Annotated in this window: 20 protein-coding genes; 10 read left to right on the forward strand and 10 right to left on the reverse strand. The window is 72.7% G+C overall.

The genetic code is table 11. The features are described 5' to 3' along the window. Window positions 1-39: 39 nt before the first annotated feature. Entirely contained in the window at window positions 40-2,475 is a 2,436-nt protein-coding gene (locus ASF50_RS01000; protein WP_056903208.1) for a penicillin-binding protein, read from the reverse strand. A 192-nt stretch (window positions 2,476-2,667) separates the two neighbouring features. On the opposite strand from ASF50_RS01000, the gene ASF50_RS18265 reads away from it, so the two are divergent. Further along, entirely contained in the window at window positions 2,668-2,982 is a 315-nt protein-coding gene (locus ASF50_RS18265) for a WhiB family transcriptional regulator (protein ID WP_193666101.1), read from the forward strand. A 48-nt stretch (window positions 2,983-3,030) separates the two neighbouring features. Here ASF50_RS18265 and ASF50_RS01010 read toward each other — a convergent pair whose 3' ends face one another. Together ASF50_RS01010 and ASF50_RS01015 are read right to left on the reverse strand one after the other, a co-directional pair. Beyond that, window positions 3,031-4,209, reverse strand: a complete 1,179-nt coding sequence (locus ASF50_RS01010; RefSeq protein WP_056903209.1) for an ArsA family ATPase — start codon at window positions 4,207-4,209, stop codon at window positions 3,031-3,033. After that, complete coding sequence (locus ASF50_RS01015) at window positions 4,206-5,216, reverse strand: ArsA family ATPase (RefSeq protein ID WP_056903210.1); 1,011 nt, start codon at window positions 5,214-5,216, stop codon at window positions 4,206-4,208. Before ASF50_RS01015 ends, ASF50_RS01010 begins: the two co-directional genes overlap by 4 nt. A 70-nt stretch (window positions 5,217-5,286) precedes the next feature. On the opposite strand from ASF50_RS01015, the gene ASF50_RS01020 reads away from it, so the two are divergent. Further along, window positions 5,287-6,597 carry an Nramp family divalent metal transporter gene (locus ASF50_RS01020; RefSeq protein WP_056903211.1) on the forward strand — a complete coding sequence of 437 codons (1,311 nt, stop codon included), beginning with the start codon at window positions 5,287-5,289 and terminating at the stop codon, window positions 6,595-6,597. A gap of 88 nt (window positions 6,598-6,685) precedes the next feature. On the opposite strand, the gene ASF50_RS01025 is transcribed toward ASF50_RS01020, so the two are convergent. Next, entirely contained in the window at window positions 6,686-8,212 is a 1,527-nt protein-coding gene (locus ASF50_RS01025; RefSeq protein WP_056863168.1) for a PTS fructose transporter subunit IIC, read from the reverse strand. Window positions 8,213-8,414: 202 nt separating this feature from the next. Here ASF50_RS01025 and ASF50_RS19360 point away from each other — a divergent pair, with 202 nt between their 5' ends. From ASF50_RS19360 to ASF50_RS01045, 5 genes are all read left to right on the forward strand, one after another. Further along, the gene (locus ASF50_RS19360) at window positions 8,415-8,567 is read left to right on the forward strand and encodes a hypothetical protein (RefSeq protein WP_165699027.1); all 153 of its coding nucleotides are present in this window, start codon (window positions 8,415-8,417) and stop codon (window positions 8,565-8,567) included. Continuing rightward, window positions 8,564-9,040 carry a RidA family protein gene (locus ASF50_RS01030; RefSeq protein WP_268778344.1) on the forward strand — a complete coding sequence of 159 codons (477 nt, stop codon included), beginning with the start codon at window positions 8,564-8,566 and terminating at the stop codon, window positions 9,038-9,040. Before ASF50_RS19360 ends, ASF50_RS01030 begins: the two co-directional genes overlap by 4 nt. After that, on the forward strand, window positions 9,040-9,918 hold the full coding sequence (locus ASF50_RS01035) for an NUDIX hydrolase (RefSeq protein ID WP_082502627.1): 879 nt from the start codon (window positions 9,040-9,042) through the stop codon (window positions 9,916-9,918). Before ASF50_RS01030 ends, ASF50_RS01035 begins: the two co-directional genes overlap by 1 nt. Window positions 9,919-9,927: 9 nt before the next feature. Next, window positions 9,928-10,740, forward strand: coding sequence for an MBL fold metallo-hydrolase (locus tag ASF50_RS01040; RefSeq protein ID WP_321163131.1), 813 nt, complete (start codon window positions 9,928-9,930; stop codon window positions 10,738-10,740). A 271-nt stretch (window positions 10,741-11,011) separates the two neighbouring features. Further along, window positions 11,012-11,995 carry a DUF559 domain-containing protein gene (locus ASF50_RS01045; RefSeq protein WP_056903213.1) on the forward strand — a complete coding sequence of 328 codons (984 nt, stop codon included), beginning with the start codon at window positions 11,012-11,014 and terminating at the stop codon, window positions 11,993-11,995. 211 nt (window positions 11,996-12,206) lie between these two features. On the opposite strand, the gene ASF50_RS01050 is transcribed toward ASF50_RS01045, so the two are convergent. Further along, window positions 12,207-12,884, reverse strand: a complete 678-nt coding sequence (locus ASF50_RS01050; protein ID WP_056863171.1) for a Crp/Fnr family transcriptional regulator — start codon at window positions 12,882-12,884, stop codon at window positions 12,207-12,209. A 187-nt stretch (window positions 12,885-13,071) separates the two neighbouring features. Between ASF50_RS01050 and nth the strand changes: the two genes are divergently transcribed. The 3 genes from nth to ASF50_RS01065 are packed head-to-tail and all read left to right on the forward strand — an operon-like array spanning window position 13,072 to window position 15,677. Then, window positions 13,072-13,776 carry an endonuclease III gene (gene nth / locus ASF50_RS01055; RefSeq protein ID WP_056904167.1) on the forward strand — a complete coding sequence of 235 codons (705 nt, stop codon included), beginning with the start codon at window positions 13,072-13,074 and terminating at the stop codon, window positions 13,774-13,776. After that, a complete protein-coding gene (locus ASF50_RS01060; RefSeq protein ID WP_056903214.1) occupies window positions 13,773-14,480 on the forward strand; it encodes an NUDIX hydrolase in 708 nt (235 codons plus the stop codon). Before nth ends, ASF50_RS01060 begins: the two co-directional genes overlap by 4 nt. Window positions 14,481-14,486: 6 nt before the next feature. Beyond that, entirely contained in the window at window positions 14,487-15,677 is a 1,191-nt protein-coding gene (locus ASF50_RS01065; protein ID WP_056903215.1) for a MarP family serine protease, read from the forward strand. Window positions 15,678-15,743: 66 nt separating this feature from the next. Here the strand turns inward: ASF50_RS01065 and ASF50_RS01070 are convergent, their stop codons facing one another. From ASF50_RS01070 to ASF50_RS19545, 5 genes are all read right to left on the reverse strand, one after another. Continuing rightward, window positions 15,744-16,148, reverse strand: a complete 405-nt coding sequence (locus tag ASF50_RS01070) for a phage holin family protein (protein WP_056863175.1) — start codon at window positions 16,146-16,148, stop codon at window positions 15,744-15,746. 126 nt (window positions 16,149-16,274) lie between these two features. Next, window positions 16,275-17,621 carry a Na+/H+ antiporter NhaA gene (gene nhaA / locus ASF50_RS01075; protein ID WP_056903216.1) on the reverse strand — a complete coding sequence of 449 codons (1,347 nt, stop codon included), beginning with the start codon at window positions 17,619-17,621 and terminating at the stop codon, window positions 16,275-16,277. Window positions 17,622-17,823: 202 nt separating this feature from the next. Then, the gene (acs, locus tag ASF50_RS01080) at window positions 17,824-19,803 is read right to left on the reverse strand and encodes an acetate--CoA ligase (protein ID WP_056903217.1); all 1,980 of its coding nucleotides are present in this window, start codon (window positions 19,801-19,803) and stop codon (window positions 17,824-17,826) included. 142 nt (window positions 19,804-19,945) lie between these two features. Then, window positions 19,946-21,580: a cation acetate symporter gene (locus ASF50_RS01085; RefSeq protein ID WP_056863178.1), complete on the reverse strand. Its 1,635-nt coding sequence runs from the start codon at window positions 21,578-21,580 to the stop codon at window positions 19,946-19,948. Window position 21,581: 1 nt separating this feature from the next. Then, window positions 21,582-21,980, reverse strand: coding sequence for a DUF485 domain-containing protein (locus tag ASF50_RS19545; RefSeq protein WP_056863179.1), 399 nt, complete (start codon window positions 21,978-21,980; stop codon window positions 21,582-21,584). Window positions 21,981-22,056: the final 76 nt, after the last annotated feature.

The following is a 22,056-nucleotide window of genomic DNA, read 5'->3' on the forward strand; positions in this document are numbered from 1 at the left end:
TCCAGGGAGCGGGCCTTCGTGCGTCAGGGGGTGGTGCGGTCAGTTGCCGCGACCGCCGCCGTTGCCGCCGCCCCGACCGTTGCCGTTGCCGTTGCCGTTGCCGCCCGCGTCACCGCCGCCGCCGTTGCCACCGCCGTTGCCGCCGCCTCCGCCGCCCTGGGGGGTCGAGGGAGCGACGGGCTGGGGCACGACCCCGGTGGACTGGTAGATGGTGATCGCGGTGCCGGAGGGAGCCGACTCGCCGCCGCTGGGGTAGGTGTAGGCGACCGAGTCGGCGGCGTAGCCGGTATCGCGGTAGCCGCCGTAGGTGTAGCCGAACCCGGCCGAGGACAGCTGGCTCTGCGCCTCGGTCAGCGACAGGCCCGCGACGTCGGGGATGGTGGTGAGCACGCCCTCCACGTCGGTGCCGGAGGGAGCGACGAAGTTGTCGTCGTCGAGCTGGTCGTCGACGGCCTTCATGGCGTCACCCCACATCGGCCCGGCCACGCCGGAGCCGGAGGCCGCGGAGATGTAGGTGCCGCCGACGGTCTGGTAGCTGAGGCTGACCGGCGTGCCCACGTCGTTGGCACCGGCGATCATGGCGGCCGTGGCGAGCTTGGGGGTGTAGCCGACGAACCACACCGACTTGCCGTCCTGGGTGGTGCCGGTCTTGCCCGCCGCGGGCGAGTCGAGCGCCTCGGCGGAGGCGAAGCCGCCCTCGATGACGCCGCGCAGCACCGAGTTGACGGCGTCGGCCGTCGAGGCCTCCATCACCTGGTCGCACGAGGAGGGGTACTCCTTGAGCAGGTTGCCCCGCAGGTCCTCGATCGCGGTGACGGGGCGGGCGTCGCAGTGCAGGCCGCGGCCGGCGAAAGTGGCGTAGGCCTCGGCCATCTCCAGGGGGCTGACGTTGGGGCTGCCCAGGGTGAAGGAGGGCACGCGCTCGGCGCCGTTGCCGAACTCGTCGCCGGTGGGGTTGTCGAGGTCGAGGCCCATCGACTGGGCCAGCTCGAAGGGCTGGCAGATGCCGGTGCGGGCCTCGAGCTGGGCGTAGAAGGTGTTGACCGACAGCTGGGTGCCGGTGATGAGGTTCATGGTGCCCGAGTCGGTGGAGTTGCTCGGAGACCACGTGCCGTAGCCGTAGGGCTCGCCGTCGCAGTCCTCGAAGGCCGACTCGCTGATCGAGATGGTCGGCGGGGAGTAGATGGTCTCGGTGAGCGGGATGCCGTCCTCGACCGCCGCGGCCAGCACGAAGGCCTTGAAGGTGGAGCCGCCCTGGAAGCCGGCGGAGTCGCCGTACTTCTCGTTGACGGCGTAGTTGAGGTAGGTCTCGCCGGCGGCCATGTCGTCGCCCATGGGCCGCGACTGCGCGATGGCGCGGACGTTGCCGGTGCGCGGCTCGACCATGGCCAGGCCGCCGATGGCGGTGTCGGTCGGGTAGACGTGGCTGGCGACCGAGGCGTCGGCGGCCTCCTGGAAGCTCTGGTCGAGGGTGGTGCGGATCCGCAGGCCCCCCGAGAGCAGCATGTCCTTGCGCTCGCGACGGGTGTCGCCCAGCGCCGGGTCCTCCATGAGGTAGTTGACGACGTAGTCGCAGAAGAAGGGGGCGACGGTCGAGACGCAGCCGTTGGGCGTGTTGGTGACCTTGAGCCGCAGCGGGGTGTCCTTGAGCCGGTCGGCCTTGGTCCCGGGGATCACCGAGAGCTCCGCCATCCGGTCGAGCACGACGTTGCGGCGCTCGATGGCGCGGTCGGGGGAGTTGGTGGGGTCGTAGCCGTCGGGGCTCTTGACCAGGCCGGCCAGCATCGCCGACTGGGGGTAGTTGAGCTGCTTGGCGTTGACGTCGAAGTAGTGCTTGGCCGCGGCCTGGATGCCGTAGGCGCCGTCGCCGAAGTAGGCGATGTTGAGGTAGCGCTCGAGGATCCAGTCCTTGCTGTGGCGCTGCTCCAGGGCGATGGCGTAGCGCAGCTCGCGGATCTTGCGGGCGTAGCTGTCGTCGATGGCCGCGGCACGCTGCTTCTTGGTCTTGGCCTGCGTCAGCAGGGTCTGCTTGACCAGCTGCTGGGTGATCGAGGACCCGCCCTGGACGTTGCCGTCGTTGGCCTGGTTGGTCACGAAGGCGCGCAGGGTGCCGCGCACGTCGAGGGCGCCGTGCTGGTAGAACCGCGAGTCCTCGATGGCGATGATCGACTTCACCATCTTGCGCGAGATCTGGCTCAGCGGGACCTCGACGCGGTTCTGGTCGTAGAGCGTCGCGATGACGTTGCCCTCGACGTCGGTGATCTCGGTCTTCTGGGCCAGCTGCTCGGTCTCGAGCTCGGCGGGCAGGCTGTCCATGGTCTCGGCGACGTTGCGGGCGCTGATGCCCAGGACGCCGGCGAACGGGATGGCGAGCCCGGCGACGACGACGCCGAGGACGGCCGACACGGCGACCATCACACCCAGGTGGGTGAGCACCCGGCCGCTGGAGAGACGGTCACTGCGCGGTTCAGACATGCCGCCAGGGTACGGGAGGCCTCCAGGCCCCAGCGAAACCCGGCTATGGGAGAGTAGTCATTTCGGACTATGCGGCTCGACCTCAACGAGTCTGTCCGCTGCCGGCCCCGGTTCCTTAACTTGTACCCAAGAGATCACAGGATCGTGCGTCATGGGGACGCCACACCTGCTCTCGGACGATGTGGGGACATCATCATGTGGGTTGAAGACTGGACGCCGCGCGCCGCCTGCCGGGCCGCGCAGCCGGATCAGCTGTTCGTCCGTGGGGCCGAGCAGAACAAGGCCAAGCAGCTGTGCGCCGGGTGCCCCGTGCGCACCGAGTGCCTCGCCGAGGCCCTGGACAACCAGATCGAGTGGGGAGTCTGGGGCGGCATGACCGAGCGTGAGCGCCGCGCCCTCCTGCGCCGTCGGCCGAACGCCTCGTGGCGCTCGGTCCTCGAGGCCGCCCGCACCCAGGCCGCACCGGCCCCCGTGGCCGCGCCCCGCACCGCCGACGTCACGGTCTGAGGCCCGACCCGGCGCCGACGTGACGGCGCCGGCGTCCGACCCGCAGCCCTAGCCCTCGGCGAGCAGCTCGCCGACGCGGCGCAGACCGCCGAGGTCGTGCACGTCGCCCGCGAGGGCGGGCACGACGGCGGTGGCGACGCCGGGGTGGGCCGCGGCGAAGCGGGCACGCAGACCGGCCTCGCGCTCGACCAGGCGCACCTGGTCGGCGTGCAGCCGCAGCAGGCCCGCGGTGAGGTCGTCCTCGGTGCGGCCCGCGCGCAGGCGGGCCGCCGCGCTCATGGCCTCGTCGGCCGACAGGTCGCTGGCGGGGGCCGGGCTGGCGCGGTTGACGACCAGGCCCGCCAGCGGCATGCGGTCGCCGCTGAGCCGCTCGACGAAGTACGCCGCCTCGCGCAGCGCGTCGGGCTCGGGCGCCGCCACGACCAGGAAGGCCGTGCCCTCGGCCTGCAGCAGGGCGTAGGTGCGCTGGGCCCGCTGGCGGAAGCCGCCGAAGACGGTGTCGATCGCCGACACGAAGGTCTGCAGGTCGCGCAGCACCTGAGCACCGAGGATCTTGGTGAGGGCGTTGGTGACGATCCCGAGCCCCGCGGTCATCAGCCGGGCCGGCCCCTTGGCCGGGGCCAGCATCAGCCGGATGAAGCGGCCGTCGAGGAAGCTGGAGAGGCGCTCGGGCGCGTCGAGGAAGTCGAGCGCCGAGCGCGAGGGCGGGGTGTCGACCACGATGAGGTCGTAGGTGCCGTCGCGCTTGGCGTCGGCGTGGATCTGGCCCAGCTTCTCCATCGCCATGTACTCCTGCGTGCCCGCGAACGAGCTGGAGAGGGCGACGTAGAAGGGGTTCTCCAGGATCTGGCGGGCCTTCTCCGGGCTGGCCTGGCTCTCGACCACCTCGTCGAAGGTGCGCTTCATGTCCAGCATCATCGCGTCGAGGGACCCGGTGGCGCCCTCCGCGAGGCCGGTGACCGGGCGCGGGGTGTTGTCGAGCTCCTCGATGCCCATCGACTGCGCCAGGCGCCGGGCGGGGTCGATGGTCAGCACGACCACCTTCCGGCCGCGTTCGGCGGCCCGCAGCGCGAGCGCGGCGGAGGTGGTCGTCTTGCCGACGCCGCCGGAGCCGCAGCACACGATGATGCCGGTGGTGGTGTCGTCGAGCAGCGCGTCGACGTCGAGGGGCGGGGCGGCGGAGGCGCGCCCGGCCAGCGGGCCGACGCGGGGTCCTGAGCGGGTCATGCGATCCCCTGTTCCTTCAGCGCTGCGGCCAGCTCGTAGAGCCCGCCGAGGTCGACGCCGCCCGGCAGGCGCGGCAGCTCGTACGACGGCACGCCGAAGTCGGCGACGAGGGCGCGCTGGGCGTCCTCGAGGGCGCGGCGCTCCGCGTGGTCGTGGGCGACGCGGAGCAGGCCGTCGAGCAGCGGGTCGCTCACCGGCAGGCCGGCCTCGGCCAGGTCGGCGGCCAGCGCGTCGCGGTCGAGTCCGTCGGCGCGGGCCAGCGCCAGGTCGTCGTCGCCGATGTCGCGGGGGCGCACCATGTTGACCACGACGCCGCCGACGGGGAGGCCGTCGCGGCGCAGCTCCTCGATGCCGTCGTGGGTCTCCTGCACCGGCATCTCCTCGAGCACGGTGACGAGGTGGACCGCGGTGCGCGGGGAGCGGAAGAGGGTCATCATCGTGTCGGACTGGTTCTTGATCGGTCCGACCTTGGCCAGGCCGGCCAGCTCGTCGCTGACGTTGAGGAACTGCGAGATGCGACCCGTCGGCGGGGCGTCGAGCACCACGGCGTCGTAGGTGATGGCGTTCCTGTTGCGGCTGTTGCGCTCGACGGCCTCGTAGACCTTGCCGGTGAGCAGCACGTCGCGCACGCCCGGGGCGATCGTGGTGGCGAACTCCACCACCCCGAAGCGGTCGAGGGCACGGCCGGCGCGGCCGAGCTTGTAGTACATCGCGAGGTACTCCAGCAGCGCCGACTCCGGGTCGATGTGCAGCGCGTGCACGGTGCCGGCGCCGCGGTCGGTGCTCAGCCCGGTCGCGACGCGGACCTCCTCGTAGGGCAGCGGGTCGACGTCGAACATCCGGGCGATGCCCTGGCGTCCCTCGACCTCGCAGACGAGGACGTTCTTGCCGTGGGAGGCCAGCGCGAGCGCGAGGGCCGCCGCCACGGTGGACTTGCCGGTGCCGCCCTTGCCGGTCACGACGTGCAGCCTGACCTTCGGCCAGTCCGGCCGCCTCTGCGCACTCACGGGGCAACCCTAGGTGTGACGCCCTAGGGGTGGGACATGATGGGGCGATGGCTCTTCTCGGGACCCGTCGATGACCGCCGCGGACCGCACCGGCTCCGCCCCGCCCGCCGCCGACCAGGTGCCACGCTGGAAGGTGGTCGGCCCGGGGCTGGTGGTGGCCGCCACCGGCGTCGGTGCCGCCGACCTGGTGGCGACCCTGGTGGCCGGCTCGAAGTTCGGCTACACGCTGCTGTGGGTGGCCGTGCTGGGGGCGGTGATCAAGGTGGTGCTCGTCGAGGGTGCCGGGCGCTACTCGCTGGCCACGGGGCGCACCATCTTCGAGGGCTGGCGCAGCCTCGGCCGGTGGACGACCTGGTACTTCGCGCCGTACATCGTGGTCTGGGGCCTGGTCTACGGCGCGACGGCGATGTCGTCGACGGCGCTGCCGCTGGTGGCCCTCTTCCCCGACCTGTCGCTGCGCTGGACCGCGGTGGCCTCGGGGCTGGTGGGCCTGGCGCTGGTGTGGCTCGGCTCCTACCGCACCTTCGAGAAGGTGATCACGGTCTTCGTCGCGATGATGTTCGTCGCCGTGGTGGGCGCGGCGGTGCTGACGCTGCCCAACCTCGGCGAGGTCGTGCTCGGCCTGCGCCCGATCTTCCCCGACGACTCGGTCATCAACGTGCTCGGCATCGCGGGCGGCGTCGGCGGCACCATCACGCTGGCCGCCTACGGCTACTGGCTGCGCGAGAAGGGCTGGGACACCCCGCGCTTCATGAAGGTCATGCGCATCGACAACGGCGTGGCCTACGCCGTGACCGGGATCTTCGTGGTCTCGATGCTGATCGTCGGCGCGGAGCTGCTCTACTCCGCCGGCATCGCCATCGACTCCGGCGACCAGGGCCTCGTGCAGCTCGCCGACGTGCTGCAGGACCGCTACGGCGAGGTCTTCGGCGTCGTGTTCCTCGTCGGCTTCTGGGCCTCGTCGTTCTCCTCGCTCATCGGGGTCTGGAGCGGGGTGAGCCTGATGTTCGCCGACTTCTGGGGCAACCTGCGCGACCTGCCCTCGGGCCACCCGGCGACCCGCACCGGTGGCCGGTACTTCCGCGCCTACATGCTGTGGCTGACCTTCCCGCCGATGCTGCTGCTCCTGCTCGACCGGCCGGTGGGGCTGATCCTGGCCTACGGCGTGCTCGGTGCCTTCTTCATGCCGTTCCTCGCCGTGACTCTGCTGGTGCTGCTCAACCGGCGCCGCGACGGTGCGCTGGAGCACACCGAGGTGCCGCAGCAGTGGCGCAACGGCTGGCTCTCCAACTCGCTGCTGGTGCTGTGCGCGGTGCTCTTCGCCGCACTCGCGCTCAACGAGCTGCGTGGCGTGCTCGCGCCGTACCTGCCCTTCCTGTGAGCGCCGGGCCTGGACGTGCCACGGACCCCGGGAGGGCTGCTCCCGGGGCCCGCGGAGAGTGGGGCCGACCTGCGCCGACGGCGCGCGGTCAGGCGACCAGGGCGAGCTCCTCGTCGGCGGTGCGCACGGCCTGGCGGCCGCGGCCCAGCGACTTGGAGACGACCACCAGGGCGGCGGTCACGAGGGTGCCGACCACGACGGCCACGAGGTAGCCGGGGATGCCGCTGATGAGCGGGGTGACCCAGATGCCGCCGTGGGGCGCGGCGAGCTTGCTGCCGAAGGCGGCGACGAGGCCGCCGGTGACGCCCGAGCCGACCATGATCGAGGGGATCACCCGCAGCGGGTCGGCGGCGGCGAAGGGGATCGCGCCCTCGGTGATGAAGGAGGCGCCGAGCAGCCAGGCGGCCTTGCCGTTCTCCCGCTCGGCCTCGGTGAAGAGGTGCTTGCGCACGACGGTGGCCAGGGCGAGGCCCAGCGGCGGGGTCATGCCGGCGGCCATCACGACGGCCATGACGGTCAGGGCGGCGCTGGAGTCGGCGATGGCGGAGGCGGTGAGGCCGCCGGTGGCGAAGACGTAGGCGGTCTTGTTGACGGGGCCGCCCATGTCGAAGGCCATCATCAGGCCGAGCACGACGCCGAGCACGGCGATCGAGCCGCCGCTGAGGCTGTCGAGGCCGTCGGTGAGGCCGGTCTGCACGCTGGCCAGCGGGCGACCGATCACCAGCAGCATCACGACCGTGGTGGCGAAGGTGGCCAGCAGCGGGGTGACCACGACGGGCATGAGGCTGGCGACGGCCTTGGGCACGCGCAGACGGCTGATGCCCAGGGCGAGGAAGCCGGCCACGAAGCCGCCGACCAGGCCGCCGAGGAAGCCGGCGCCGACGACGCCGGAGAGGGCTCCGGCGACGAAGCCCGGCGCGAGCCCGGGTCGGTCGGCGATCGCGTAGGCGATGAACCCCGCCAGCACCGCGACCAGGAAGCCGAACGCCGCCACGCCGCCCTGGAAGAGCAGCGCGGCCCACTCCATGCCGGAGGTGGGGTCGAAGCCCGCGATGAGGTCGGTGACGGGGATCTGGGTGACCTCGACGGCGCCCTGGTCGCCGCCGGCGATCCGGGCGAGCATGAAGCCGAGCGCGATCATGATGCCGCCGGCGGCGACGAAGGGGATCATGTAGCTGACCCCCGTCATCAGCCACTGGCGCACCCGCGAGCCGACCGACCCGCCGGCCTCGACCTTCGTCGCGGGCGCCGCGGCGGCGCCCGGCACGGTGCTGGTGGCGGTGCTCGTGGCGGTGCTCGTGCGGACCCCGGCGCGGGCGGCGGCCTCGGCCTCGCGGATGAGCCCGGCGGGGTCGCTGATGCCGCGCTTGACGCCGGAGACGACCGTGGGCAGGCCGGTGAAGCGGTGCTTGTCGCGCACCTCGACGTCGGCGGCGAGGATGACGGCGTCGGCGCGGTCGAGGTCGGCCTGGCTGACGCGCACCGCGCCGCCGGCGCCCTGGGTCTCGACCACGATCTCGTGGCCGGCCTCGCGGGCGGCGGTCTCCAGGGCCTCGGCGGCCATGTAGGTGTGCGCGATGCCCGTGGGGCACGACGTCACGGCGATGAGGAACATGTGGACTTCCTTCGAGCAGTGGCCGGAGCGGCCGAGGGTGGGCCACCCCCCGTGGCCTCCGGACGAGAGTGAGGCAGGTCACGTCCGATCGTCAAGACGTTCGCAGGTAAAACCACAGGCTCGGGTGTCGGAACGGGCGCGATCGGGCTCGTGCCGGTCATGTGCTCCGTCCGGGCCCAGCGACGTGAGTAGGGTGCGGAGCATGACCAAGTGGGAGTACCAGGTGGCGCCGATTCCGCTCCACAACGAAGCGCTCATGCTCAACAACTTCGGCCAGGACGGCTGGGAGCTGGTGACCATCCAGACCAACGCCCAGGGCGGGCTGATCGCCTTCCTCAAGCGACCCGCCCAGTGACCTCCCAGAGGACCTCCCCCGAGGAGCGGCTGGCCGCGATGGGCCTGGCGGTGCCCGAGGTCGCCGCCCCCGTGGCCGTCTACGTGCCCGTCGTGCGCACCGGCGACCTGGTGCTGACCTCCGGGCAGCTACCGATGCGCAGCGGCGAGCTCATGGCCACCGGCAAGGTCGGCGGCGAGGTCACCGTGGAGGAGGCCTACGCCTGCGCGCAGCAGTGCGCGCTCAACGCCATCGCCGCGGTGCGCTCCGAGGTCGGCGACCTCTCGCGCGTCAGGCGCGTCGTCAAGGTCGTCGCCTTCGTGGCCTCCACCCCCGACTTCACCGGCCAGCCCCAGGTCGCCAACGGTGCCTCGGAGCTGCTCGGCGAGGTGTTCGGCGACGCCGGCGTGCACGCCCGCTCCGCCGTGGGGGTGCCGGTGCTGCCGCTGGACGCCCCCGTCGAGGTCGAGATCATGGTGGAAGTGGCCCCCTGATGCGGATCCCGCTCCCGCCCGTGCCGCTGCCCGACGAGGTCGCGACCGTGGCGCTGGAGTACGCCGCGGGCCGCCGCGAGCCGGTCGAGCCGCGCGACGCGGCCACCGTCGTGCTGCTGCGGGGCGGGGAGCGGGGCCCGGAGGTCTACCTGCTGCGGCGCCAGGCCACGATGGCCTTCGCCAGCGGCATGGCCGTCTTCCCCGGCGGCGGGGTCGACCCCCGCGACTTCGACGCCGAGGTCGCCTGGGCCGGACCGACACCCGCGCAGTGGGCCGAGCGGCTGGGCTGCGACGAGGACAAGGCGCGAGCCCTGGTCTGCGCTGCGGTGCGCGAGACCTTCGAGGAGTCGGGCGTGCTGCTCGCCGGGCCCTCCGTGGACGACGTCGTCGCCGACACCACCTCGGCGGACTGGGAGGCCGACCGCGTGGCCCTCGAGGCGCGCGAGCTCGCGCTCACCGACCTGCTGACGCGCCGCGGGCTCGTGCTGCGCACCGACCTGCTCGGCGTCTGGGACGCGTGGCTGACCCCGGTCTTCGAGCCGCGCCGCTACCGCACATGGTTCTTCGTCGCGCTCCTGCCCGAGGGCCAGCGCACCCGCGACGTGTCGAGCGAGTCCTCGTCGGTGACCTGGCTGCCGGCCGGCGTCGCCGCCGACCGGGCCGACGCCGGCGAGCTGGCGATGATGCCGCCGACGTACCTCACCTGCCTCGAGGTCGGCGACCACGCCGACCCGCACGAGGTGCTCCACGTGGCCGGGTCGCGCTCGGTCGCGATGTTCACCCCCACCGTCGAGCCGCTGGGCGAGGGCTGGACGCTGTCGATGCCCGAGCGGATGCGGCCGCTGGTCGCCGCCCGACGGGCCCAGCGGGGGGAGTGAGCGGTGGTCGTGCCGCTCGGTGAGTGGGCCGGGGGATCCTTCGGCGAGCGCGCCCGCTGCGTGCTCGCGCCCAACGCCGACCTGATGACCCTCGACGGCACCAACACCTGGGTGCTGCGCGAGCCGGGCGCCTCCCGCGCGGTCGTCGTCGACCCCGGCCCGTCGATCGCCTCCCACCTCGACGCCGTCGCCGAGGCGGCGGGGGAGGTCGGACTGGTGCTGCTGACCCACCACCACCACGACCACGCCGAGGCGGCCCGCGAGTTCGCCGAGCGGATGGGCTGCGGGGTCCGTGCCCTCGACCCCGCGCTCTGCCTGGGCGCCGAGGGCCTCGTCGACGGCGACGTCGTGGAGGTCGACGGCCTGGAGGTGCGGGTGGTGGCGACGCCCGGCCACACCGCCGACTCGCTGTCCTTTTGGCTGTCCGCCGAGGCCGCCGTGCTCACCGGCGACACCGTGCTGGGGCGCGGCACGACCGTGGTCGCCCACCCCGACGGCCGCCTCGGTGCCTACCTCGACTCCCTCGACCGGCTGCACGCCCTGGCCTCCGAGCGCGACCTCGCCGCGATCTGGCCCGGCCACGGCCCGGTCATCGAGCAGGCGCTGCCCGTGCTCGACCACTACCGCACCCACCGCCGCTCGCGCCTCGAGCAGGTCGAGGACGCGCTGCGCGCCCTCACCCCCGCCGAGCGCGCCGCCGACGACCTCGCCCGCCGGGTCGTCGAGATCGTCTACGCCGACGTCGACCCCGTGCTCTGGGGGGCCGCCGAGCTGTCCGTGCGCGCCCAGCTGGCCTACCTGGAGCACGGGCGCCAGGGTTAGCCGCCCCGGACGCTGACTCGTGGCGCCGGTCTGCTTCCCGCGGCCTGACCGGCGGATCGGCGCAATTGCGTGATCCGGGAACGCCGGTCGCGCAATTGCGGCGGTCGTGCCGGAAGCGCCGCCGGGCTTTGCGTGGTCTGGGCACCCTGGGCGTGTCCCGGGGGGTCGGAACAGCGCAAAGGCCGGCAGCGGCGCGTCCCCCGTGCCCCATGGCGGTGTCGGGCTGTGGACGACGTACGAGCGGTCGTGCCCGAGTGGGCATGAAGAGCGCATGGACCGATCGACCCCACCCTCCGCGCCCGGCCCTGACCCCGACGCCTCCTCCGGACGTGAGGCGGGTGGTCCGGCCGGCCTGGACCTCGGGCGACCCTTCACGACGGCGGCGTTCCTGGCCGCCGGCCACTCAGTCGTCGAGCTGCGCCGCCGGTGCTACCGGCAGGTGCTGCGGTCGGTGTGGGTGCACACCGAGGCCGTGGACGACGACACCCCCATCCGGGCCGCGCTGGCGTTGCACCCGGCGTCGGCGTACGCCAGCCACTTCAGTGCCGCCAGGCTCTGGGGCCTCCCGGTGCCCGAGCACCCCTTCGAGCACGTCACCGTGGTCAAGGCCTGCCACCGACGGCCGCGCCCGGGCCTGAAGACCCACGTCACCGGTCGTGGTCGGGCGGTGATGACGGCGCGAGGCGTGCGCGCCACCCCGCCGGTGGTCACGTTCATCCAGCTCGCGGGGTCCTTGGCCCTGTTCGACCTCGTCGTGCTCGGTGATGCGTTGGTCGCGCAGCGCGGTGTCACGGCGGCCCAGCTCCGGGCGGCCTGCGACCGCAGCACGGAGTACTACGCCGCGGCGGCGCGCGAGGCGGCGGCCTACGTCCGCGACGGCGTCGACTCCCCGCAGGAGACACGTACCCGTCTGCTGATCGTGCTCGCGGGGCTTCCCGAGCCCGCGGTCAACGTGGTGCTCCGCCACGACGACGGCTCGTGGTGGCGGCGCTTCGACCTCTGCTACGAGCTGGTGCGGCTCGTCATCGAGTACGACGGGCGACAGCACGCCGACGACGCGCGGCAGTGGCAGTCCGACCTGGTGCGCCGCGAGGAGCTCGACGATGCGGGGTACCGGATCCTCGTCGTCACCGCGTCCGGACTGTTCGTCGAGCCGGGCCGCACGCTGGAGCGGATCCGTCGCCAGCTGGTCGAGCGCGGCTGGCCCGACGTGCCGCCTCTGGACGAGACCTGGAAGCGGCACTTCCCCACCTGAGGTGCGCGGGCGGCGCAATTGCGCCCGTGACGCGGCCCGCCGCTCGGAGCTTTGCGCCGTCCGCGCAGCACGGAGCGCGCCGTGGTCGCTCAACTGGCGCAATTGCGCCCCGCGGCGCGTGGGCCGTCACGCAATTGCGTGATCGGCCCGCGGCGCGTGGGCCGTCACGCAATTGCGTGATCGGTGCAGCAGCGGGCGGGTGGAGCGGGGGTCAGCGGGCGCGGCGGGAGAGGCGCTCGACGTCCATGATGACGACGGAGCGGGGCTCCAGGCGCAGCCAGCCGCGGGAGGCGAAGTCGGCGAGCGCCTTGTTGACCGTCTCGCGGGAGGCGCCGACCAGCTGGGCGAGCTCCTCCTGGGTGAGGTCGTGGTGCACGTGGACGCCGTCGTCGGCGGTGCGGCCGAAGCGGTCGGCGAGGTCGAGCAGCGCCTTGGCGACGCGGCCGGGCACGTCGGAGAAGACGAGGTCGGCGACGACGTCGTTGGCCTTGCGCAGCCGCCCGGCCAGCTGGGTGAGCAGGCCGCGGGCGACGACGGGGCGGCCCTCGAGCCAGCGCAGCAGGTCCTCGTGGGAGAGCGAGGCGTAGGTGACGTCGGTGACGGCGGTGACGGTGGCCGAGCGCGGGCCGGGGTCGAAGAGCGACAGCTCGCCGAACATCTGGCCGGGGCCGAGCACGGCGAGGAGGTTCTCGCGGCCGTCGGAGGAGGTGCGGCCGAGCTTCACCTTGCCGTCGAGCACGATGTAGAGCTTGTCGCCGGAGTCGCCCTCGTGGAAGAGCACCTCGGAGCGCCGCATCCGGCCCTCGGTCATCGAGGCGCGCAGCGCGGAGGCCGCCTCGTCGTCGAGGGCGCTGAAGAGCGGGGCCTGACGAAGTACGTCGTTGTCCACGAAACCTCCAGAATCTGTGCCCGCCGTGCGCAGAGCCACCGCGACGATCCTATCCGTGTGGAACCTCACAGGGGCAATCCGGCCCCGGCGCGGCGAGCCCCCGGGACCGTTGCGGGGTGGGTCCGGGGTCGGTGCGGGGTCGGTGCGGGGTCGGCCCGGTGTCGGCACGGTCTCGTACGCTGACCCGGTGCCCGCCGTCGAGACCCCCACCGGCCTGGTGCGTCGAGCCCGCAAGATCGACCGCACCCTGGCCGAGACCTACCCCGAGGCGGGCTGCGAGCTCGACTTCGACGACGCCTTCCAGCTGCTCGTGGTCACCGTGCTCTCGGCGCAGACCACCGACCGTCGGGTCAACGCCGTGCGCCCGACCCTCTTCGCGGCCTACCCCGACGCCCGCGCCATGGCCGCGGCCGACCGCGCGGCCCTCGAGGGCATCGTCGGGCCGCTGGGCTTCTTCCGGGCCAAGACCGAGTCGCTGCTCAAGCTCAGCGCGGCGCTGGTCGAGGACCACGGCGGAGAGGTCCCGGGTCGTCTCGACGACCTGGTGAAGCTGCCCGGCGTCGGTCGCAAGACCGCCAACGTCGTCCTCGGCAACGCCTTCGACGTGCCGGGCATCACCGTCGACACCCACTTCGGGCGGCTCGCCCGCCGGCTGGGCTGGACCAGCGAGACCGACCCGGTCAAGGTCGAGCACGCGATCGGGGCGCTCTTCCCGAAGCGGGACTGGACGATGCTCAGCCACCGGCTGATCTGGCACGGCCGGCGCTGCTGCCACGCCAAGAAGCCCGCCTGCGGCGCCTGCCCGGTCGCGCGCTGGTGCCCGGCCTTCGGGGAGGGGCCCACCGACCCCGAGGCGGCCCGCGCGCTGCTGAAGACCCAGGGACCCGCGTGATCCCCGACTGGCTCGAGCCGGTCAGGCGCGGCGCCTCGGAGATCACCGCCGAGCAGCTCACCCGCTTCACCCCGCCCGCCGACGGCAGCGCGCGTCAGGGGGCCGTGCTCATGCTCTTCGCCGAGGGCGAGCGCGGCGGCGAGCTGCTGCTGACCGAGCGCGCCCACGACATGCGCTCCCACCCCGGCCAGGTCTCCTTCCCCGGCGGCTCGGTCGACCCCGGCGAGAGCGTCGAGGAGGCCGCGCTGCGCGAGGCCGACGAGGAGGTCGGCCTCGACCCGGCCTCGGTCGAGCTCTTCGGGCGGCTGCCGGAGCTGTGGCTGCCGCCGAGCAACTTCGCGGTCACGCCGGTGCTGGGCTGGTGCGCCGACGTCGCCGTGCGCATCGCCAGCCGCGCCGAGGTCCACGCGATCCACCGCGTCGCCATCGAGGACCTGCTCGACCCCACCCACCGCGTGCAGGTGCGCCACCCCGCGGGCTTCACCGGGCCCGGCTTCCTCATCGGCCCCGAGCACGACGTCGTGCTGTGGGGCTTCACGGGCGGTATCGTCTCGAGGCTCTTCGACCACCTGGGCTGGACCCGTCCGTGGGACACCTCGCGCCTGCAGGACCTGCCCGAGCACATGGTGGCGGGGGCGCCGCGGCCCCGGCAGGGGCGGATGCTGGACATCGGGGACCGCGCCGAGGCGCACGAGGACATCTAGGACCCCATGAACCTGCTCGACTGGCTGCTCGTGGTGCTGGTGCTCGCCTACGCCCTCTCCGGCTACTGGCAGGGCTTCATCACCGGCGCCTTCGCCACCGGCGGTCTGCTGCTCGGCGGCCTGCTCGGCGTGTGGCTGGCCCCCGTCGCCCTGGGCGACGCCGCCCCGTCGCTGCTGGTCTCCCTCGGCGCGCTCTTCATCGTCATCCTGGCGGCCTCGCTCGGCCAGGCCGCGCTGCAGTACGCCGGCGCCCGGCTGCGCTCGCGCATCACCTGGCAGCCGGCCCGCGCGGTCGACGCCGTGGGCGGCGCGGCCCTCAGCGGCGCCGCGGTGCTGCTGGTCGCCTGGGCGCTGGGCGTGGCCGTCTCGGGCTCGCGCATCGACGGCGTGACGCCGCTGGTGCGCAGCTCGGAGGTGCTCGCCAAGGTCGACGGCGTGCTGCCGCGTGCGGCCGGCGGCGTGCTCCAGGCCTTCAACGACGTGGTCGGCACGAGCTTCTTCCCGCGCTACCTCGAGCCCTTCGCACCCGAGCGGATCGTCGAGGTCGCCCCGGGCGACCAGCGGATGCTCTCGCGCCCCGGCGTCGAGGCCGCGGCCGCGAGCGTGCTCAAGGTGCGCGCCACCAACGCCTGCGGGCGGGGGGTGGAGGGCAGCGGCTTCGTCTACGCCACCGACCTCGGCGACGGCCGCGACCGGTTGCTCACCAACGCCCACGTCGTGGCCGGCGTCAACGAGCCCCAGGTGATGCTGGGCGACGTGTCGGTGCCGGGCGAGGTCGTGGTCTACAACCCCGACGTCGACGTCGCGGTCATCGCCTTCGACGGCGACCGCGCCGCGCTGGCGCTCGACAACTCCGCGGCCGAGGGCGACCCGGTGGCGATCCTGGGCTACCCCCAGGACGGCCCATACGACCAGCAGGCCGGTCGGATCCGCTCCGAGCAGCGGCTGCGATCACCCGACATCTACGGCGAGGGCACCGTCATCCGCGAGGTCTACTCGCTGCGCGGGCTGGTGCGCCCCGGCAACTCCGGCGGCCCGATCGTCGCGCGCGACGGCGACGTCGTGGGTCTCGTCTTCGCCGCCTCGGTGACCGACGACGACACCGGCTACGCCCTCACGGCGGGCCAGGTCGCCGACACCGCGGCGCGGGGCCGGGGCACGGCCTCGGCCGTCGACACCGGCGACTGCGCGGGCTGAGACCCGCGCCGGGGCCAAGACCCGGGACCGACCCCGGGCGCGCCCCGGGCCTGACCCGGACCTGGCTCAGGCCTGGCCCTTGAGGGCGCGGGGGATCTCCTTGCCCTGGGCGATGGCCTTCTCGGGGGCGCGCACCTGCTTGACCTTCTTGACGCCGACGAAGGCGAGCAGGCCGGCGAGCAGCAGGTAGGCGCCGAAGACGATGAGGAAGGCCCAGTGCAGGGCCAGGCCGTCGCCGTTCCAGTTGATGAGGTAGGCGAATGCCACCGAGAGCATGATGACGGCCAGCACGGCGAGACCGCCGGCGGCCACGAAGAGCCCGATGCCGACACCGCCGGCCTTGACGCTGACCTTCAGCTCCGACTTCGCCAGCTCGATCTCCTTGGAGACCAGGGTGGAGATGTCGCGGCTGGCGTCGGCCACCAGCTTGCCGATGGTGGGGTCGGTGTCCTTGACCGGTTCGATGGCCATGTGTGGGTGCTCCCGCTGCTCCAGCGCCGTGCGTGCCGACGTCGACGTGTGTGACTGCTCCGCCCGACCCTACAGAACGCGGGCCCCCGGCCTCACCACCGTGGGGGTGAGGCCGAGGGGGAGGGCTCAGCGCGTGCCGGGCTCGCCGCGCTGGAAGACGTCGGGGATGCCGTCGAGGTCGCGGTCCTCGGCCTCCTCCTCGCACAGGCGCCGGTAGACCCGGTTGCGCCCGCGCAGGACGACGGTGGCCAGCAGCGCGGCGATCACCGACCCGACCAGCACGCCGACCTTGACGTGGTCGTCGCGCTCGGATCCCTGGCCGAAGGCGAGCTCGCCGATGAGCAGCGAGACCGTGAACCCGATCCCCGCGAGCATCGACATGCCGAGCACGTCGACCCAGGTGAGGTCGTCGTCGAGGTCGGCGCGGGTGAAGGTCGACAGCAGCCAGGTCGAGCCGACGATGCCGACGGTCTTGCCCACCACCAGGCCGGTGACGATGCCGAGGGCGACCGGGTCGCCGAGGGAGTCGACCAGCCCGCTGAGCCCGCCGACGGTCACGCCCGCGGCGAAGAAGGCGAAGACCGGCACGGCGACACCGGCGCTGATGGGGCGCACGAGGTGCTCGAGGTGCTCGGCCAGGCCCGGGCCCTCCTGGCCGTCGCGGCGCAGCACCGGCACGGTGAAGCCGAGCAGCACGCCGGCGACCGTGGCGTGCACGCCCGACTCGTGCACCAGGGCCCAGGCGACGACGGCGAGGGGGATGAGCAGCCAGCCCTTCCACACCCGCTTCTGCACCAGCAGGGCGAAGGCCGCGATCGGCACGAGGGCGAGCGCGAGGAAGGTCAGGTCGAGCTCGCTGGTGTAGAAGATCGCGATGATAGTGATGGCCAGCAGGTCGTCGACCACGGCGAGGGTCAGCAGGAAGGTGCGCAGGCCCGAGGGCAGGTGGGTGCTGATGACGGCCAGGATGGCCACGGCGAACGCGATGTCGGTGGCGGTGGGGATGGCCCAGCCGCGCAGGTCGCCGTCACCGCCGAGGTTCCACAGCACGAAGACCAGGGCCGGCACGGCCATGCCGCCGACGGCCGCCGCGACCGGGAGGGCCGCGCGGCGCGGGTCGCGCAGGTCGCCGGCGACGAACTCACGCTTGAGCTCGAGGCCGGCGACGAAGAAGAAAATCGCCAGCAGTCCGTCGGCCGCCCAGGTGCCGAGGGAGAGGTCGAGGTGCAGCGCCGAGGGGCCGACGGTGTAGTCGCGGATCGACTCGTAGACCGAGGCCCACGGGGTGTTGGCCCACACGATGGCGACCACGGCGCCTGCGATGAGCAGCATGCCGCCGGTGGTCTCGGCGCGCAGGATCTCCGCGACGCGGGAGTGCTCGAGGAAGGATCCGCGGGCGAAGAGGCGCTGGCGACCCGGAGCCGGGTCGGGTGTCGGACCGGGCGGGGGAGTGGGCTGCTGGGCGTCGGGCACGGGGCTCCTCAGGGGTCGGCGGGGCGAGCGCCGACCAGACTTCCCGGCTCACCTGGGCCCCAGGCTACCGGCGGCACGGCCCCGCCCGGACCACCCGACGGGGGCCGGACACGCACCGGCCGCCGTCGCCCGGGGGCGGCGGCCGGTGCGTCGTACGACGGGGTCGCTCGGGTGGGGCCGTCTCGGGCCTGGTCGGGCGGGGTCAGTCGTCGGCCTTGCCCGACTGCAGGCCCGAGGAGATAAGGTCCATCACCGAGCTGTCGGCCAGGGTGGTGACGTCGCCGACCTGGCGGTTCTCGGCGACGTCCTTGAGCAGGCGCCGCATGATCTTGCCCGAGCGGGTCTTGGGCAGCTCGGGCACCACCATGATCTGGCGCGGCTTGGCGATCGCGCCGATCTCCTTGGCGACGTGCTTGCGCAGCTCCTCGACGATGTCCTCGCCGCCGTCGCCGGCGGAGTCGCGCAGGATGACGAAGGCGCACACCGCCTGCCCGGTGGTCTCGTCGGCGGCACCGACCACGGCGGCCTCGGCGACCTTGGGGTGCGAGACCAGCGCCGACTCGATCTCGGTGGTGGAGAGGCGGTGGCCGGAGACGTTCATGACGTCGTCGACGCGGCCCAGCAGCCAGATGGCGCCGTCCTCGTCCTTCTTGGCGCCGTCGCCCGCGAAGTAGTAGCCCTGCTTGCGGAAGCGGCTCCAGTAGGTCTCGACGTAGCGGTCGTCGTCGCCCCACAGGGTGCGCAGCATCGAGGGCCAGGGGCCCTTGACCACCAGGTAGCCGCCGGAGCCGTTGGGCACCGACTCGCCGGCCTCGTCGACGACGTCGGCCTCGATGCCGGGCAGCGGTGTCATCGCGGAGCCGGGCTTGCCGGCGGTCACGCCGGGCAGCGGCGAGATCATGATCGCGCCGGTCTCGGTCTGCCACCAGGTGTCGACGATGGGGCAGCGCTCGCCGCCGATGACCTCGCGGTACCACATGTAGGCCTCGGGGTTGATCGACTCACCGACCGAGCCGAGCAGGCGCAGCGAGGAGAGGTCGAAGCCGTCGGGGATCTCGCGGCCCTGCTTCATGAAGGTCCGGATCGCGGTGGGGGCGGTGTAGAAGATCGTCACCTTGTAGTCCTGCACGATCTGCCACCAGCGGCCCTTGAAGGGCGCGTCGGGGGTGCCCTCGTACATCACCTGGGTCGCGCCGTTGGCGAGCGGTCCGTAGACGATGTAGGAGTGCCCGGTGACCCAGCCGATGTCGGCGGTGCACCAGTAGACGTCGGTGTCGCGCTTGAGGTCGAAGACCGCGTCGTGGGTGAAGGAGGTGCCCACGAGGTAGCCGCCGGTGGTGTGCAGGATGCCCTTGGGCTTGCCGGTCGTGCCGGAGGTGTACATGACGTAGAGCGGGTGCTCGGCGTCGAAGAACTCGCAGGCGTGCTCGGTGGAGGCGCCGGCGACGGCGTCGTGCCACCACACGTCGACGGCGTCGTCCCACGCCACGTCCTGGCCGGTGCGGCGCACGACGAGCACGTGCTCGACCTCGAAGTCCTGCTCGGCGGCCTTGGCGCGGGCCTCGTCGACGGCCGGCTTGAGGGCCGAGGGCGCGCCGCGGCGGAAGCCGCCGTCGGAGGTGACGACGACCTTGGCGCCGCAGTCGACCAGGCGCGAGGCCAGGGCGTCGGAGGAGAAGCCGCCGAAGACCACGGTGTGGGGAGCGCCGAGGCGGGCGCAGGCCAGCATGGCCACGACGGCCTCGGGGATCATCGGCATGTAGATGGCGACGCGGTCGCCGCTGCCGACGCCGAGTGCGGTCAGGGCGTTGGCGGCCTGGTTGACCTCGTCCTGGAGCTGGGCGTAGGTGAGGTCGCGGGTGTCGTCCTCGGGCTCGCCGACCCAGTGCAAGGCGACGGTGTCGCCGCGGCCGGCCTCGACGTGGCGGTCGACGCAGTTGTAGGCGGCGTTGAGGCGACCGCCGACGAACCACTTCGCGAAGGGCGGGTTGCTCCAGTCGAGCACCTGGTCCCACTCGCGCTCCCAGGAGAGGCGGCCGGCCTGCTCGGCCCAGAACGCCTCGGGGTCGGCCGCGGCGCGCTCGTAGGCCTCGGCCCCCACGTTCGCCGCGGCGGCCAGCTCGGCCGGGGGCTCGAAGGAGCGGTCCTCACGGGACAGGTTGGACAGGGTCTCTTCGCTCACGGTTTCCTCCGGGTCGACGGGGTGGCGCTGGCCACACTAGGACGCGGGTCCCAGGGTGGCGAGGGCCGGTTGCCCCGCGGTTGCCCGCGGGTCGTGCCGCCCCGCCGGGCGCCTCGCGGCGCCCGGCGGAGCGGTGGTGCGGTCAGTGCGAGATCGCCTTCTCCGAGCCGGCGCCGGTGAGGGCGCGCACCTCGAGCTCGGTGTAGCGCTCCTCCGCGGTGGGCTCCTTGGAGGTGATGGTGCCGATGTAGCCGAGCAGGAAGCCGAGCGGGATGGAGACGATGCCCGGGTTCTCCAGGGGGAACCACGAGATGTCGATGCTGGTCGGCAGCAGCGACAGGTTCTTGCCCGTCGGGTCGAGCCCCTTGCCGGAGACGACCGGGGAGAAGACCACCAGACCGACAGCCGAGATCAGGCCGCCGTAGATGCTCCAGAGCGCGCCACGGGTGTTGAAGCGCTTCCAGAACATGTTGTAGATGATCGTCGGCAGGTTGGCCGACGCCGCGACGGCGAAGGCCAGGGCCACCAGGAACGCGATGTTGAGGCTCTGGGCGGGGATGGCCAGCAGGATCGACACCAGGCCGATGCCGGCGGCGGCCCAGCGGGTCACCTTGATCTCCTGGTCCTCGCTGGCGGTGCCCTTCTTGATCACGCTGTTGTAGATGTCGTGGGCCACCGACGCCGACGAGGTCAGCGTCAGGCCGGCCACGACGGCCAGGATGGTGGCGAAGGCGACGGCCGCGATGATGGCCAGCAGCACCGCACCGCCCGTGGAGCCGGCTCCGCCGCCGACGGCCTCGGCCAGCAGCGGGGCGGCCAGGTTGCCCGAGGCGTCCAGCTCACCGGACTCGCGCAGGCCGGGGATGTCGAGCAGGGCGGCGGCACCGAAGCCGAGCACGAGGGTGAAGAGGTAGAACACCCCGATGAGGCCGATGGCCCACAGCACCGACTTCCGCGCGTCGCGCGAGGTCGGCACGGTGTAGAAGCGGATGAGGATGTGGGGCAGGCCGGCCGTGCCGAGCACGAGCGCGATGCCGAGGCTGATGAAGTCGATCTTGCTGGTCGCGGTGGCGCCGTACTTCAGGCCGGGCTCGAGGAAGGCCGAGCCGGCACCGGAGTTGCTGGCGGCCGTGCCGAGCAGCTCGGAGAGGTTGAAGTCGAACTTCGCGAGCACGAGCACCACGATCAGCGCCGAGCCGGTCATGAGCAGCACGGCCTTGACGATCTGCACCCAGGTCGTGCCCTTCATGCCGCCGACGGTGACGTAGAAGATCATGAGCGCGCCGACGCCGAGGATGACGATGTTCTTGACCGCCTGGTCGTCGACGCCCAGCAGCAGCGCCACCAGGGCGCCTGCGCCGACCATCTGGGCCAGCAGGTAGAAGATCGACACGACCACGGTCGAGGTCGCCGCGGCCATGCGCACCGGGCGCTGGCGCATGCGGAAGGCCAGCTGGTCGGCCATCGTGTAGCGCCCCGAGTTGCGCAGCATCTCGGCCACGAGCAGCAGCGCGACCAGCCAGGCCACGAGGAAGCCGATGGAGTAGAGGAAGCCGTCGTAGCCCGAGAGCGCGATGGCCCCGGAGATGCCGAGGAAGGACGCCGCCGACATGTAGTCGCCGCCGATGGCCAGGCCGTTCTGCACCGGGGAGAACGAACGTCCGCCGGCGTAGAAGTCGGCCGTGCCGGAGGTCTGCCGGCTGGCCCAGAAGGTGATCCCGATCGTCAGCGCGACGACGCTGAGGAACAGGATCGTGGTGAGCACCTGGTGGTCCATGTCAGTGCCTCTTCCCGTCGGTGCCGGCCACGGTCGCGTCGTACTCGTCGTTGAGGGAGCGCGCCAGCGGGTCGAGGCGGCTCTCGGAGAAGCGGGCGTAGGCGAAGGCCAGCCCGAAGGTGGTGGCGAACTGCAGCAGGCCGAAGACCAGCGCGACGTTGATGTTGCCGACCAGCTTGGTGTTCATGAAGCCGCCGGCGTAGTTCGACATCAGGATGTAGAGCAGGTACCACGCCAGGAAGGCCACCGTGGCGGGGATGACGAAGCCCCGGTAGGCCTTGCGCAGCGCGGCGAAGTCGGGTGAGTCGTGCAGCCGGTCGTAGACCGGGTCGTGCCGGGAGGCCTGGGTGGCGGCCTGCGGCTGCTCCCCGGCTCCGGGCTGGCTCTCGTGGGTGCCCACGGCGGTGTCCCCTCTCGTGCGGATGCGGCCGCGCCGGCCGCAGGTGTGATCGCGGTCACCGTAGGAGTGACGGCGC

Origin of the sequence: Nocardioides sp. Leaf307, from assembly GCF_001423135.1 — a bacterium.
GTDB classification, from domain to species: Bacteria; Actinomycetota; Actinomycetes; order Propionibacteriales; family Nocardioidaceae; genus Nocardioides; species Nocardioides kribbensis.